13 protein-coding genes are annotated in these 14,205 nt (G+C 50.3%); 4 read left to right on the forward strand and 9 right to left on the reverse strand.

What is annotated here, in order from left to right; genetic code table 11:
* Window positions 1-44: 44 nt before the first annotated feature.
* Complete coding sequence (locus WG68_RS09530; RefSeq protein ID WP_046557460.1) at window positions 45-2,201, reverse strand: S46 family peptidase; 2,157 nt, start codon at window positions 2,199-2,201, stop codon at window positions 45-47.
* Window positions 2,202-2,562: 361 nt separating this feature from the next.
* On the opposite strand from WG68_RS09530, the gene WG68_RS09535 reads away from it, so the two are divergent.
* Genes WG68_RS09535 through WG68_RS09550 form a run of 4 tightly spaced genes read left to right on the forward strand, consistent with a single transcriptional unit; the run spans window position 2,563 to window position 6,740 of the window.
* The gene (locus WG68_RS09535; RefSeq protein ID WP_046557461.1) at window positions 2,563-3,717 is read left to right on the forward strand and encodes a porin; all 1,155 of its coding nucleotides are present in this window, start codon (window positions 2,563-2,565) and stop codon (window positions 3,715-3,717) included.
* A gap of 9 nt (window positions 3,718-3,726) precedes the next feature.
* The gene (locus tag WG68_RS09540; protein WP_052749038.1) at window positions 3,727-4,134 is read left to right on the forward strand and encodes a type 2 periplasmic-binding domain-containing protein; all 408 of its coding nucleotides are present in this window, start codon (window positions 3,727-3,729) and stop codon (window positions 4,132-4,134) included.
* Between the two features lie 35 nt (window positions 4,135-4,169).
* On the forward strand, window positions 4,170-5,780 hold the full coding sequence (locus WG68_RS09545) for a methyl-accepting chemotaxis protein (protein WP_046557462.1): 1,611 nt from the start codon (window positions 4,170-4,172) through the stop codon (window positions 5,778-5,780).
* A gap of 33 nt (window positions 5,781-5,813) precedes the next feature.
* Window positions 5,814-6,740, forward strand: coding sequence for a chemotaxis protein (locus WG68_RS09550; RefSeq protein ID WP_046557463.1), 927 nt, complete (start codon window positions 5,814-5,816; stop codon window positions 6,738-6,740).
* Between the two features lie 61 nt (window positions 6,741-6,801).
* Here the strand turns inward: WG68_RS09550 and hisIE are convergent, their stop codons facing one another.
* The 8 genes from hisIE to hisG are packed head-to-tail and all read right to left on the reverse strand — an operon-like array spanning window position 6,802 to window position 13,953.
* The gene (gene hisIE / locus WG68_RS09555) at window positions 6,802-7,416 is read right to left on the reverse strand and encodes a bifunctional phosphoribosyl-AMP cyclohydrolase/phosphoribosyl-ATP diphosphatase HisIE (protein WP_046557464.1); all 615 of its coding nucleotides are present in this window, start codon (window positions 7,414-7,416) and stop codon (window positions 6,802-6,804) included.
* 9 nt (window positions 7,417-7,425) lie between these two features.
* Window positions 7,426-8,199 (reverse strand): imidazole glycerol phosphate synthase subunit HisF, encoded by a 774-nt coding sequence (gene hisF, locus WG68_RS09560; protein ID WP_046557465.1) that lies wholly within the window; start codon window positions 8,197-8,199, stop codon window positions 7,426-7,428.
* Window positions 8,181-8,927: a 1-(5-phosphoribosyl)-5-[(5-phosphoribosylamino)methylideneamino]imidazole-4-carboxamide isomerase gene (gene hisA, locus WG68_RS09565; RefSeq protein WP_235357712.1), complete on the reverse strand. Its 747-nt coding sequence runs from the start codon at window positions 8,925-8,927 to the stop codon at window positions 8,181-8,183. Before hisA ends, hisF begins: the two co-directional genes overlap by 19 nt.
* The gene (gene hisH / locus WG68_RS09570; protein WP_046557467.1) at window positions 8,915-9,508 is read right to left on the reverse strand and encodes an imidazole glycerol phosphate synthase subunit HisH; all 594 of its coding nucleotides are present in this window, start codon (window positions 9,506-9,508) and stop codon (window positions 8,915-8,917) included. Before hisH ends, hisA begins: the two co-directional genes overlap by 13 nt.
* Window positions 9,508-10,578 carry a bifunctional histidinol-phosphatase/imidazoleglycerol-phosphate dehydratase HisB gene (gene hisB / locus WG68_RS09575; protein WP_046557468.1) on the reverse strand — a complete coding sequence of 357 codons (1,071 nt, stop codon included), beginning with the start codon at window positions 10,576-10,578 and terminating at the stop codon, window positions 9,508-9,510. The genes hisH and hisB overlap by 1 nt, the downstream gene beginning before the upstream one ends.
* Window positions 10,575-11,675: a histidinol-phosphate transaminase gene (hisC, locus tag WG68_RS09580; RefSeq protein WP_046557469.1), complete on the reverse strand. Its 1,101-nt coding sequence runs from the start codon at window positions 11,673-11,675 to the stop codon at window positions 10,575-10,577. The genes hisB and hisC overlap by 4 nt, the downstream gene beginning before the upstream one ends.
* Window positions 11,672-13,042 (reverse strand): histidinol dehydrogenase, encoded by a 1,371-nt coding sequence (gene hisD, locus WG68_RS09585; protein ID WP_046557470.1) that lies wholly within the window; start codon window positions 13,040-13,042, stop codon window positions 11,672-11,674. Before hisD ends, hisC begins: the two co-directional genes overlap by 4 nt.
* Window positions 13,043-13,044: 2 nt before the next feature.
* Complete coding sequence (hisG, locus tag WG68_RS09590) at window positions 13,045-13,953, reverse strand: ATP phosphoribosyltransferase (RefSeq protein ID WP_046557471.1); 909 nt, start codon at window positions 13,951-13,953, stop codon at window positions 13,045-13,047.
* Between the last annotated feature and the right edge of the window lie 252 nt (window positions 13,954-14,205).

The following is a 14,205-nucleotide window of genomic DNA, read 5'->3' on the forward strand; positions in this document are numbered from 1 at the left end:
GGCTTAGCAGAGGTTTCCAAGGTCATAAAATAGGCTGCTCAGGGTTAATTAATACCCATTTCCTGTAGCAGGGCCGTGGCGTTATCAACCTGTTGCATTTGCCACAGCATAAAGCGCAAATCTACCTGAATAGAACGGGTATTTGCTGGATTATAATCCCAGTCAGAGATAATGGAATCCAGGGTGCCGTCAAAAGCCAGCCCGACAAACTCGCCTTTGCTGTTTAAAATGGCTGAACCCGAATTACCGCCGGTGATATCCAGCGTCGCCAGATAATTGACCGGTACTGAGTTGACTGCCGGCTCAAAGTAACGACCGTAATTTTTTGCCTTAATGGCCGCTAACTGGTTTTGCGGAGCATTAAATTCGCCTTCACCGGTCGCTTTAGCACTGAGACCGCGCAACGTAGTAAAGGGGGCCCAGGCATTGCCATCCTCATTACCATGCGCACGGCCGGTAACATTGCCATAAGTTACCCGCAAGGTGCTGTTGGCATCAGGATAAACCGCCAGCCCCTGGCTTTGCATAAAGGCCATTTTAGCCCGCATATAACTGGCATACGCTTGCTGAATTTTGCCGCCCAGCTCTTCGGCTTGGGCTTCACGTTTTAAATCGGCCTGATATAGTGCCACCGCTGCTTTAACAAAAGGATCGTTGCTTTGGCTAAATTGGTCTGGTGTGCTGTCTATTAACGCAGTGCGATTGCTTAGCTCGGTTAAACCGGTAGCGTTATACCAGGTATCAATCAGGGCACTAAGCTGGCTGTTGGTCATGCCATCCTGTAAACCCATTACTTTATCAAAGTCGCTATTGCGCTGTTTTTTTGGTAACTCCATGTAATTACTTAGGTTATGTAAATCCAATGCTTTTTCAATACTGACATCAAAGTTGCGTTCCATACCGGCGACAAAAGCCTGATAGCGCGGTATGTCACGTTGCTGGTAACCTGCTTTGCGTTCACTATCGGGTTTCGTACTTTCCTGAGCTAAGCGGTACAACGAACGGGCAACCCCCAGTAAACGGGGGCTGGCATTATTCAGCGCGTAGTCAGCCCGGGCTTTACTGTGCTGTTCGGCTAATAATTTTTCAATGTTAATTAAATCTTTGGCGTAGGCTTTTTTATTGTCGCCGCTGCTATTTACCCATTGTTTCAGCGCGTTATGTTCGGCCGTTTTTCGCTGCAGAAAATCACTGTTGGCAAAGCTGTCTAACATGCCCTGGCGGTTTTTCAGGTAATTATTTAAACCCGCTACCCGGCTGGCATACTTTAGCTCTGCATCTTTATTACTGGCTGTTACCCGGTTAATAATTGCCAGGTTGTCGGTAAACTGTTGCACCGTAGTGGGGTAGCTCCACTGAAAGGTTTCACTAACTTCTGAGGGGAGCCGATGCCGGTTGGTGCGCCCCGGGTAACCGAGCGCCATCACAAAATCACCGTCTTGCAGGCCTTTGGTAGCCAGTGTTAAATGGTGATCGGGTTGGTAGGGGATATTATCGCTATGATAATCGGCGGACTTACCCTGCGGGCTGACGTAAGCACGCAGAAAGCCGTAGTCGCCGGTATGGCGGGGCCACATCCAGTTGTCGGTATCGCCGCCAAATTTACCCACGCCTTCAGCAGGGGCATGCACCAGCCGCACGTCTTTAATTTCCAGTTGTTTGATCAGGTAGTACTCCAGACTGCCGTAATAAGCAGCAACCCGGCAACGATGCCCCTGATCCTGTTCGCAATCGGCGATCAGTTGTTTCTGATTGGTCTCTATCGCATCAACCCGCTTTTTACCGCTGAGTTTGGCAGTGGCAGCATCAATAACTTGTGCAGTGACGTTATCAACGGCCTTAGTCACATAAATCCGGCTACCGGGTGCTGCGGGCACTTCATCAGCCAGACTGGCAGCCAGAAAACCATTGGTCAGCAGATCATTTTCCGGCGTAGAGTTGTGGGCAATGCTGTTGTAAATACAATGATGATTTGTGGCAACCAGACCTTTAGGTGACACAAAAGACGCGGAGCAGCCGCCCAGGCTAACAATAGCGGCCATAGGGAACTCGGTTAGTTTAGTCAGATTGGCCGGGTCCAGCTCTAAGCCAGCAGCTTTTAATTCATTGGCAATATCGGGTAGTTGTTGCGGCATCCACATGCCTTCATCGGCCATAGCGAAACCGCTGGCCAGCGCCAGCACTAATAAGGTTTTTTTCATAATTGCTCTGTTGTTTTAGTTATAGCGTAATATACGCAGGACCGCGCTATACTCGGTGGCAGGTTGCAGCTTGTCAATATGCAGACAAACCCTGTTACACTTTTATCAGTGTAACCACCTGATTTAGGAGGCAGGGCGTTGTTAGCGTGCGTACCTATTACATCTATCGATATTTCAATAATGTTAAATACTGAAATAATTGATTTTAATCAACGCTTATTCAGTATGCTTTGTGCCATTTTATGTGTTTATAGCCTAAGCTGTAGTTGAGCCTGATTAGAATATACTAATGGCTGCATTCCGGTAATTATGATAACGGCATCATCAGGTGTGGTGTCAGAGATCGTTCAGCGAGGTAATAATGAAAAAAAGTCTGTTAGCCCTGTCATTGGCAGTTGCTCTGGTTCCCTGTACTGTATATTCCAACACCACTATTAATGGCTTCGCTTCAATCAAAGCCGGTATCACTACCGGCAGTGACGACCAACTCTATGGCTATGATGATAAACTGAATTTTAAAAATGAAAGCCTGATTGCACTACAAATTAAATCTGATTTAGGTGACAAGCTGTCAGTAACAGCTCAATTGCTGGGGCGGGGCAGTGATGACTTCGACGTTGGCTTTGAGTGGGCTTTTGTCAGCTACCAGCTTAGCGATAATATGACCATAAACGCCGGTCGGTTACGCACGCCGTTTTATAAATACTCTGATTTTAAAGATGTCGGCTATGCCTACGACTGGTTGCGGGTACCGCAAGGTGTTTATGGCCTGGGTTTTGATACTATTGAAGGGGTGACCCTTTACAGAACCGCTCAATTGGGCGACGTTGATTCTACCTTGCAGTTGGTTTTTGGTGGTTATGACGGCGATGCCAGTTTAAGTGGCGCCAGAGTAAATGCCAGAATTGATAATGTGGCAGGCGTAACCTGGGAGTTGGCAAAAGATGCGCTAAGTGCCCGTTTTGCTTATTTAACCGGTAAAACCACAATAGACACCAGCCCTGTCACGCTTGCGCCGGGCTTTACTGTGGGCAATTTATACCAGGCCCTTACCGCCAATGGCCTGGCCCCCCTGGTTGCAGCCATTGATATTGACGATGAAAGTTCTAACTTTATCGGTGTTGGCCTGACGTATGATGATAGTGACTGGATAGCGGTGGCCGAGTACACCAGGGTTAAGGTCGATAATAGTTTTATCGCCACCCAGAAAAACTGGTATGCCTCGTTGGGTAAGCGTTTTAACAGCTATACGCCTTACATTTCATTTGAACGGGAGAATAATGCCGCCTTGGTGGGTATTTATCAGCCGTATGCTGCTGTGTTGCCAGCGCAGTTGTTAGTGCCGGTGCAGGGGCTGATAGCGAGCCAGGAACGGGATGCTAACACCTGGAACATTGGGTTGCGTTATGATTTTCACCCATCTGCTGCTTTTAAAACGCAGTTTAGCTCAGAGAAAAATAAAACAATGGATCAGCGCAATGGCGTGCTGGCTGTTGGCATTGATTTGGTATTTTAAGGAGCTGTTATGTTAAGCAGAAAGTTAGCCCTGATAGTTATGCTTGGCACTGCTGGATTTATGTCGTCGGTAGCGGCTGAGATAGCTGTTATCGTCAACCCCGCCAATAGCGCCGCCGTTACTAACGATGAACTTACCCGACTATACACTGGCCGCTCATCAGCGCTTACGGCAGTCAATCTGGTGGAAAGCTCGCCGCTGCGTAGCCAGTTTGATGAAAAAGGTGTCGGTCGTTCCTCTGCGCAGTTAAAGGCGCATTGGTCGAAGCTGGTTTTCACCGGTAAAGGTACTCCACCTCTTGAGCTGGCAACGGAGGCTGCGGTAATTGAACATGTTGCCCAAAACCCGAATGCTATTGGCTATGTTGCTGCAGCCAGCGTAACAGATGCCGTAAAAGTAGTTCTGACCCTGAACTGACAGCAGTTTGCCGGTTGGCATAGAAGAGTATTGTTATGAAGAACATGTCGATAGTGTTAAAGATTTGGTTGGTTATTGGCCTGGCTGTGATTGCATTCTCTACTGTAGTGGCAGTGAGTGTGTTTTTTACCGCCAAAAATAACGCTACAACCCAGAGCATGCGTGATTACATGTACGAAACGTCGAAGCTGGCCTCGCAGGTCAGATCTGGTTTTACCTCGCTGGATGAATTTTTCACTCAGGCGGTCACCTTATCTGACTCCGATTTGCTGGCAACGGCGCAGCAACACAGTGTGAAGTTACAGCAAAATTTAAACCGGTTAAAAACCCTTAACCCTGAACAACTGTCATTACTGAATGCGTTACAGCAAGACGCTGCGCGCTATGCAGATTTAGCCGGCGGCATTGCCCAGCAATTTATTGATGGCGATGTTGACTTTGGTAAGATCCAAGCCAGCGTTGCGACAAAAACTGAGCAGTTTGAAAGTTTAAACAGGCGCTTTACCCAGTTTGAGCAACAGGCCGATGAGCGTTTCTCTCAGGCCATTGAAGATATGTCCAGTAATATGGATTTAGCGCTAACCGTTATTTTAGCGCTGGGTAGTATCCTGATATTGCTAACAGCCGGCCTGGGCCATTTTATTGCCAGCCGGATCAGCAATACGGCCAGAACGCTGGGGGTGTCTTTGGCCGAACTGGCCAGCGGTAAAGGCAATTTAGCCAGCCGGCTACCTGTTACTGGCAATGATGAGCTGGGGGTGGTGGCGAAACAATTTAATTTGTTCATCCAGATGCTGCAAACCTCATTTAACGATTTAGCTAAAACCATAGAGCCACTGAACCGCAGCGCCAAAGACCTGGCATCCGGTATGAACAATATGGAAAAAATGACGCTGGAGCAATCGGATAACTCGGAAACAGTCAGTCACAGCATGGCAGAAATGCAGCTATCGGTGCAGGACATCAGCCAGTCGGCGAACGATGCGGCTACCGGTGCGGGCAAAGCCAATGAGCTGGCTAAGCTCGGCCTGGATAAAACCAGCCACGCCGTTAAGTATTCACAAGGCTTGTCTGATGAAATAAAACACGCACAGGATGTGATAACCGAGCTGGCTGAGAAAACTAAAAACGTAACCGAGATTTTAAAAAGCATTAATGATATTGCTGATCAAACCAACTTATTGGCGTTAAACGCGGCTATCGAAGCTGCCCGAGCAGGTGAGCATGGCAGGGGCTTTTCAGTGGTGGCTGATGAAGTGCGTAACTTATCCTCGAAAACGGCAAAGTCGGTCACCATGGTGCAGGAAGTGCTGCGTCAGCTAAATGATAATGTCAGCGGAGCCGTCAGCATTATGAGCCAGGCGGTAAGTAACGCTGAGCACTCGGCCAGCCTGGCTGCTGATGCGGGCAGTTCCATTGAGCAAATAAATAAGGAAGTGCAGCAAATTAGCATGTTAAATGCGCAAATAGCTGCCGCTACCGAAGAGCAAACCATGGTAGCTGAGCAAATTGCCAGCAATACCGCTAAAATGATAGGGTCTTTTGCCCAAACTAAAAGTCTGCAGTTAAGCGTGCATGGCATATCAGACGATTTACGGATATTGTCGGAGTCGCTGGTAACGGTTAGCTCAAAATTTGAGACCTGATAAACGCAACTGCGGTTGCAGTGAGGAAGCACCATGAGTTCATTAATGAGTTCGGTTGACCAGAGAACCAATATTGTTGGCCAGAACCGACTGGAGTTGCTGATATTCCGGCTAACGGGCCAGCAACCTTACGGCATCAATGTGTTTAAGGTACGGGAAGTGATTCAATGCCCGCAGCTGACTGATATGCCCGGCTCAAATGCCCATGTGCGTGGTATAGCCCACTTGCGTGGCACACCGGTTACGGTTATCGATTTGAGTAAAGCCACGGGAGGCAAGGCGATAGACGATTTGAGCAAAGCGTATATTCTGGTAACAGAGTATAACCGCACCACTCAGGGCTTTTTAGTCGGTGGAATAGATCGCATCGTCAACATAAACTGGGAGCAGATTTTGCCGCCGCCGAAGGGGGCGGGCCGCAATCATTATCTGACAGCGGTTACCCAGCTAGATGATAAGCTGGTACAAATTCTCGATGTGGAAAAAGTGTTTGCTGAAATTTCGCCACCAGACGAGGAAGTCAGCGAAACAATAAAACAGCGCAAGTCAGAGCGTGACTTGTCGCAACTTACTGTGCTGGTGGCCGATGACTCTGCCGTTGCCCGTAATCAGGTAAAACGTGCGCTCAGTTCGATTGGTATTAATGTCGAGCTGGTAAATGATGGCCGCTTAGCGCTGGACTGGTTGATTGCAAAAGCCGATGAGCTGGGCGGTGATATCTCAGATCAGGTACCGTTGTTAATTTCAGACATTGAAATGCCGGAAATGGATGGTTATACCTTGACCGCTGCGGTAAAAGCGCACGAACATCTGAAAAATGTGCACATTGTGCTGCACTCATCGTTAAGTGGCGTGTTTAACGAGGCGATGGTGAAAAAGGTGGGGGCTGATCAATTTATCGCTAAATTCCACCCGGATGAACTGGCTTCAGCGGTACAACATTGGATGGCCATAGAATAAACCTTGCCAGAAATAGCGCCTGCCGGCGCTATTTCTTTGCGGTTGCCTCGCCAGGGTGCTGTTAGTTATGCCGCTTCTGTAATACTTTAATCACATCATTCAGCTCAAGCTGCTGGCTGCGTAGTAATACCAGCAGGTGAAAAATTAAATCGGCTGCTTCGTTGGCCAGCTCTTCCTTATCGCCTGCCATCGCCGCAAGAGCCGACTCTACGCCTTCTTCACCCACTTTCTGTGCTATTCGTTTTACGCCTTTGGCAAACAGACTGGCGGTATAGCTGCTGGCCGGATCGGCGCCTTCGCGGCTTTGAATTACCTGCTCTAAATCATATAAAAAACTGAGCTGCGGGCTGTTGGCGCTATTGTCATGCCAGCAGGTTTCGGTGCCAACATGGCAGGTAGGGCCTTTGGGTAGGGCCAGCACTAACAGGCTGTCGGCATCACAGTCGCTGGCCATGCTGACCAGTTGCAGAGTATTACCCGAGCTTTCACCCTTGGTCCACAGCCGCTGCTTACTGCGGCTGTAAAAAGTGACCTGGCCGCTTTGCAGGCTGTGCTCAAGCGCTTGCGGGTTCATATAGCCCTGCATCAACACCTTGCCGGAAATGGCATGCTGCACTATTGCTGGTAGTAACTGGTTTTCGGGCCAGCTGAGCGCTTTGATTTTATCGTTGTTCATATGCTTTCTCTAAGGCCTTATGCTTATACCATCGGTAATCAGCTTGGCTTTTAATGCTGCTATTTCAATAATGCCTTTGTGAAACACACTGGCCGCCAGGGCACCATCGACATCGGCTTTAGTAAACACTTCAGTAAAGTGCGCCATAGTTCCGGCGCCGCCACTGGCAATTAATGGCACCTTACAAATATCGCGAATGCTTGTTAACTGGGCAATATCATAACCCTGGCGCACGCCATCCTGATTCATGCAATTAAGCACAATTTCACCGGCGCCACGGGCTTGCACTTCGGCCACCCAATCGCGGGTAAGCCAACGGGTTTTCTGGGTGCGGTTTTCATCACCGGTAAACTGGTACACCTGATACTGGCCCGAGGCGACATCAAAAAAGCTGTCGATGCCTACCACTACGCACTGCTGGCCAAAAATATGATTCAACTCGCTAATCAGTTCCGGCCGGGCCAGGGCAGGGCTGTTGACTGAGACTTTGTCGGCGCCCATTTCCAGAATTTTACCGGCATCGGCCACACTTTTAATACCACCTGCCACGCAAAACGGAATATCAATAACCTCGGCTATCCGCCGTACCCAGCTTTTATCAACCACCCGGCCATCGCTGGAGGCGGTAATATCATAAAACACCAGTTCATCAGCTCCTGCCTCGGCATAGCGCTGGGCTAGCGGTACAATATCACCAATAATTTCGTGGTTACGAAATTGTACGCCTTTAACGACCTTGCCATCGCGAACATCTAAACAGGGAATTAACCGTTTTGCCAGCATGCAATGGCCTCCTTCAGAGTGAATTTACCTTCCAGCAGCGATCGACCCAGGATCACGCCCGCCACGCCACTACCAATGAGGGCTTTAATATCATCCAGCGAGCCAATACCGCCCGAGGCCTGCCACTGAATTTGTGGGTAATGTGCGGTTAACTCCCGGTATAACAAAACATTAGAGCCAGTTAAGGTGCCATCGCGGCTGATATCGGTGCAAAGCACATGCTTCGCGCCCGCGGCGATATAGTTATCCAGTACTTGTTCCAGTGTGATATTCGATTGCTCAATCCAGCCGTGCGAGGGCAGGGTTTTCTCGCCCTGCTCATTAATTGCCACGTCCAAAGCCAATACGATGTGTTCGCCACCGTATTTGCTGATCCAGCTTTGAACCAATTCTGGCTGGCGAATAGCCAGGCTGCCAATGACTACCCGGCCGGCACCGGCGTTAAGTAAATCAATCACATCCTGTTCGCTGCGCACGCCGCCGCCAACCTGAATATGCAATGGTGCTGCGGTCATCAGCTCAGTTAGCAGCGCCAGCTGGCGTTTGCTGGCATCTTTGGCGCCAGACAGGTCAACAATATGCAGCCAGTCGCTGCCGTCCTGCGCATACTGGTTACGCAGGCTCAGTGGGCTGAACTGATATTGGGTGGTGCTGTCGTAGCGGCCCTGATACAGTCGCACTACAGTACCGTCGATTAAATCTATTGCCGGGATAATCACAATTGCCACTCCAGAAAATTCTGTAATAAACGGGCGCCGGTTTTACCGGAACGTTCCGGGTGAAACTGGGCGCCCACCACATTATCTTTGCCAATTACTGCTGCAAAATCGTTGCCATAGTGGCAGATCGCAAGTGAATGCAGGCTGGGCGCGACCGCAAAACTATGCACAAAATACAGATAATCGCTGTCGCTAAAGCCTTTCAGCAGCGGATGACTGCCGATACTGTGCAGGGTATTCCAGCCCATATGCGGCAAACGCAGGCCCGCACTTTGCATTGGTAGTACTTCACCGGGAATAAGGTTTAAACAAGGGACATCACCTTCCATGCTGTGACTGGTCAGCATTTGCATACCCAGGCAAATGCCGAGCAGCGGCTGCTGCAGGCCTTGCAGCGTAGCGATAAGGTCGGCCTGTTGCAGCTGAGCCATGGCATTATGGGCGGTGCCGACGCCGGGCAAAATGACTTTATCGGCGGCCTTAATGAAGCGGGCATCACGGCTGATAGTGGCCTCAACGCCTAAGCGTCTGACGGCAAAATATACCGAGCTGATATTGGCGCAGCCGGTATCAACAATAACCAACTGCATTACAGCACTCCCTTTGAGCTTGGTAGGGCTTCGCCTGATACCGTAATAGCCTGGCGCAGGGCCCGGCCAAAGGCTTTAAACAGCCCTTCTACCATATGGTGTTTGTTGCCCTCGGTAATGGATAAGTGCAGACTAATCAGCATGGCATCGCTTATGGAGCGGAAAAAGTGCGGCACCATTTCCAGATTCAGACCACCGACGCTGCCTTCGCCTAAATTCGCATCGAATTTAAACAGCGGCCGGCCGGATAAATCCAGTATACACTCGGCACGGCATTCATCCATGGGCAATACAAAACCAAAACGGTTAATCCCCCGCTTATTGCCCAGCGCCTGTTTTAGTGCCTGGCCGAGTGCCAGCGCGGTATCTTCCACGCTGTGGTGATCATCAATATGTAAATCGCCCTCTACCCGTACCTGCAGTGAAAAACCGCCGTGAGTGGCAATTTGCTCCAGCATATGGTCAAAAAAGCCGACGCCGGTGCTAAAGCTGTTATTACCACTGCTATCCAGATCAACACTGATTTCAATATCGGTTTCTCTGGTGGTCCGGCGCACAGTAGCCTGACGGCCGCGACTTAGCAGCCGTTTAGTTATCTCACGCCAGCCCAGCGTATCGCGATTATACAAAAATGACGGCAGCCCCATATTATCGGCCAGTTGCACGTCGGTTAGCCGGTCGCCAATCACGTACGAGTTAGTAAAGTCTATTTTGCCTTGCTGCAGGTAATCTTTTACCAGCCCCAGTTTTGGCTTACGGCAACTGCAGTTATCCCGTTCAAAGTGTGGGCAAATAAGCACATCATCAAACACTATGCCTTGTGAGGTTAACAGCTGCATCATCTTGTCGTGCGGTGCGTCAAAGGTCTCACGCGGAAAGCTGGCAGTGCCCAGACCATCCTGATTGGTAACCATTACTAAGCGATAACCGGCAGCCTGCAACTTTAACAGGGCGGGCACCAGGCCAGGCTCATAAGCCAGCTTTTCCAGGCTATCAAGCTGCTTATCAATTGGCGGCTCTTCCACCATGGTGCCGTCGCGGTCAATAAATAAAATAGGCTGGGCACTCATGCGCTTTCTCTCTTGTTGTCATTTTTAGTATCCGGTTTTTGTTCAGAAAAATACTGCTGCATTGCTTTCGTCAGGCGCTGCATTTCCTGCGGGCTGCCAATGGACACCCTGACCACCTGTGATAACCCCAGCTGGCTGGATTGGTTGCGAATTAAAATATCAGCATTAATCAGAGCACTGACACAATCTGCCGCATCGCTTACCTGCAGCAGTACATAATTGGCATTACTTGGCCACACTCTTTTTACGCCCGGTAGCTGCTGTGCAATTGCGATAAAGTCGTTGCGTAGCTGATTAATAGTAGCGACACTTTGCTGCATTTGCGTTATGCCCGATGCAGACAGGGCCTGGGCGGCAATTTGCGCTACCGGCTCAGCAATCGGGTAGGGGGCAATCATTTTCTTCAGGGCATTGATGACATCTGGTGATGCCAGGGTAAAGCCACAGCGCAGCCCGGCCAAACCAAAAGCTTTAGACAGGGTGCGCAGTACCACAAGGTGCGGGTAGCGGCTAAGCAATGGTACCACCGAAGCTTCAGGCGCAAACTCAATATAGGCTTCATCTACCACCACCAACGCTTTGCCGCTGAAATGCTCCAGTACAGCAGTAATTTGCTCGCGCGGGATCAAATCGCCAGTCGGGTTATTCGGGCTGCAAATAAACACTAACTTAGGGTGGGTGGCAAAAATACCGGCCAGATCCAGTTGTTCACTGTTTAATAGCAATACTTTACTGACCGCGGTCTGGTTGCTTTCTGCACTGATCGCATACATGCCATAAGTCGGCGGGCAGATGGTAATGCTGTCTGTTTTTGGCTCGCAAAAGCTGCGAATTAACAGCTCAATACCTTCATCAGCACCGCGGCTGACCAGTACCTGCTCAGCCGTTATGCCAGCGTAAGTGGCATAGGCGTTGATCAGTGCTTTGGGCTGGCACGACGGGTAGCGGTTAAAGGTGCCGGCCAGTTGGTAGGCTGGCGCCAGCGCATTTTCGTTGGCATTTAGCCATACTGCGCCGCCACTCATTGTGCTGCGGGCAGAGGCGTAAGGCACCAGATCTTGTACAATTTGCCGTGCCAGGCTGTTTACCTTGCTCATGCTTTATCTCCGCCAGGGTTGTTGTCATACGCTGCTGAATTGTCGAGTACTGCCAAGCGCAGTCGCACCGCATTGGCGTGTGCTTGCAGGCTTTCCGCTTCGGCCAGGGTAACAATGGCCGGGCCAATATTACGCATGCCAGTGGCCGATAATTTTTGCACCGTGTAGCGCCGGTAGAAGTCGGTCAGTGATAAGCTGGATACCGTTTTGCTGTAGCCGTACGTGGGTAAAACATGGTTGGTGCCACTGGCATAGTCACCGGCTGATTCCGGTGTCCAGGGCCCGACAAAGATACTGGCGGCGCTGTCAAATTGCCCGATAAGCTCGTCATCACAACGAGTTTGCACAATTAAATGCTCGGGGGCGTAGGCGTTGGTTACCGCAACCGCTTCGGCTAAACCGGCTGTTAAAATATAGCGGCTGTGGCTAAGGGCGGCTTTTGCAATAGCTTTACGCGGCAACGTGACCAGTTGTTGCGCCACTTCAGCTTGTACGGCGGTTATAAAATCCGCACTGTCGCTTACCAGTATCACCTGAGAATCCGGGCCGTGCTCTGCCTGGGACAATAAGTCGGCGGCAACAAAGGCAGGGTTGGCACTGTCATCTGCCAGCACTAATACTTCAGACGGGCCTGCTGGCATATCAATCATCGCACCTTTGACATCCTGGCTAACCTGTTGCTTAGCTTCGGTAACATAGCGATTACCTGGGCCAAAAATCTTATCGACTTTGCCAATGGTTTCGGTGCCATAGGCCAGTGCAGCAATAGCCTGGGCGCCACCTATAGTATAAATTTCGGTAATACCGCAAAGCTCAGCAGCGTACAGAATTTCCGCTGCGATATCATCGGCGGCAGGCTTACCGGGCGGGGTCACCAATACCGGCCTCGGGCAGCCGGCCAGTTGCGCTGGCACCCCCAGCATTAACACGGTGGATGGCAAGGGAGCACTGCCTCCGGGAATATACAAACCTACCGCACCAATAGCCCGGTTTTTCAGCTGGCACATGACACCGACACTGGTTTCCACCGCGATATCGCGTGGCAACTGGGCAGCGTGAAACTTACGAATATTATCGTAGGCCAGCTCGATGGCGGCTTTCCGCTCGGGGAGCAAACTGGCCAGCACCGCGCGCTTTTTTGCATCGCTCAGGCGCAGCGGGTTATCAGTTAAACCGTCAAACTGCTGGCTGTAGGCACGCAGCGCGCTATCACCTTGTTGTCTAACGGTACTGATAATAGTGCGAACCTGTTCGCTTAACTGTGCCGAATCGGCCAGATCAGGCCTCGCCAGGGCAACTTGCTGCTGTGCGGCCGATAATTGTGCCCAGTTAAAAACGCTGACCGCCAGCTCAGGTATACGGGTCATAGCTACTCCATCATTTTTTCGATTGGTAGTACTAGAATAGAGCTGGCGCCCAGCGCCTTTAATTGCTCCATGGTTTCCCAGAACAAGGTTTCACTGCTGACGACGTGAATGGCTACCATGCTGTCATTGCCGGCCAGTGGCAGCATCGTCGGGTTCTCCGCGCCAGGCAGTAAGGCTATTACCTGATCCAGCTTTGCCCGCGGTGCATGCAGCATAATGTATTTGCTTTCATTGGCTTGCATTACACCATTGATCCGTGGCATCAGCTTGTTTATCAGTTTTAACTGCTTGCTGTCGGTTAAATCTTTACGCTGAATAAGCACCGCTTTGCTGCGGTAAATAACATCGACTTCTTTTAAGCCATTGGCTTCCAGCGTTGCGCCGGTTGACACTAAATCACATATCGCATCGGCTAAACCAGCCCGTGGCGCCACTTCAACTGAGCCTTTTAAGGTGACAATTCTGGCATTTACGCCTTGCTGCTTTAAATAGCGGCCCAGTAAACGCGGGTAGGTGGTGGCAATGGTTTTACCCTCTAATGCGGCTGGGCCTTGATAGGCCTCTTCCTGGGGTACGGCGATGGATAAGCGGCAGCCACCGAAATCCAGCCGTTTTAATACGGTGTAATCGAAGCTGTCGTTATCCAGTTGCCGCTGCAGTGATTCTTCTTCCAGCACGTTCTCGCCAACAATGCCTAAATCACAAACGCCGTCCATCACCAGGCCGGGTATATCGTCGTCACGCACCCGCAGAATATCAATATCCATATTTTCGACATGGGCGATCAGCCGCTGTTCGCGCAGGTTGATTTTTAAACCGCAGCTGGTGAATAAGGCCTGAGAATCTACCGACAAGCGGCCGGATTTCTGCATGGCGATTCGTAAGCGTTTACTTTCTGTTGCCGGACTCATAATGGTCTCCATGACGATAACTAAAAATGGCTGAAACAATAAACAAAAACCCCGGGCCTGAGCTCGGGGTTTTTGTTACGTTACCACCGGAGCGCCAGACCATAGCCCTCCGAAATTCCGGACGGCTAGTGCCTATGATGGTGTAGGGTAGTAACGTTTAGCATTGTCGGGTTCTTGCTGATTAAGATGCTATACAAGTTACCTGTTTAATCTTGGGAAGGCAAGTTGCCGATAAATATTTTTTGGCATTAA

Source organism: Arsukibacterium ikkense, from assembly GCF_000987775.1.
Classification (GTDB): Bacteria; Pseudomonadota; Gammaproteobacteria; order Enterobacterales; family Alteromonadaceae; genus Alishewanella; species Alishewanella ikkense.

Excerpts from the sequence above, each read along its gene's own strand:
- WG68_RS09530 (WP_046557460.1), bottom strand. The coding sequence starts at position 2,201 with ATGAAAAAAACCTTATTAGTGCTGGCGCTGGCCAGCGGTTTCGCTATG.
- WG68_RS09535 (WP_046557461.1), top strand. The coding sequence starts at position 2,563 with ATGAAAAAAAGTCTGTTAGCCCTGTCATTGGCAGTTGCTCTGGTTCCC.
- WG68_RS09540 (WP_052749038.1), top strand. The coding sequence starts at position 3,727 with ATGTTAAGCAGAAAGTTAGCCCTGATAGTTATGCTTGGCACTGCTGGA.
- WG68_RS09545 (WP_046557462.1), top strand. The coding sequence starts at position 4,170 with ATGAAGAACATGTCGATAGTGTTAAAGATTTGGTTGGTTATTGGCCTG.
- WG68_RS09550 (WP_046557463.1), top strand. The coding sequence starts at position 5,814 with ATGAGTTCATTAATGAGTTCGGTTGACCAGAGAACCAATATTGTTGGC.
- hisIE (WP_046557464.1), bottom strand. The coding sequence starts at position 7,416 with ATGAACAACGATAAAATCAAAGCGCTCAGCTGGCCCGAAAACCAGTTA.
- hisF (WP_046557465.1), bottom strand. The coding sequence starts at position 8,199 with ATGCTGGCAAAACGGTTAATTCCCTGTTTAGATGTTCGCGATGGCAAG.
- hisH (WP_046557467.1), bottom strand. The coding sequence starts at position 9,508 with ATGCAGTTGGTTATTGTTGATACCGGCTGCGCCAATATCAGCTCGGTA.
- hisB (WP_046557468.1), bottom strand. The coding sequence starts at position 10,578 with ATGAGTGCCCAGCCTATTTTATTTATTGACCGCGACGGCACCATGGTG.
- hisC (WP_046557469.1), bottom strand. The coding sequence starts at position 11,675 with ATGAGCAAGGTAAACAGCCTGGCACGGCAAATTGTACAAGATCTGGTG.
- hisD (WP_046557470.1), bottom strand. The coding sequence starts at position 13,042 with ATGACCCGTATACCTGAGCTGGCGGTCAGCGTTTTTAACTGGGCACAA.
- hisG (WP_046557471.1), bottom strand. The coding sequence starts at position 13,953 with ATGAGTCCGGCAACAGAAAGTAAACGCTTACGAATCGCCATGCAGAAA.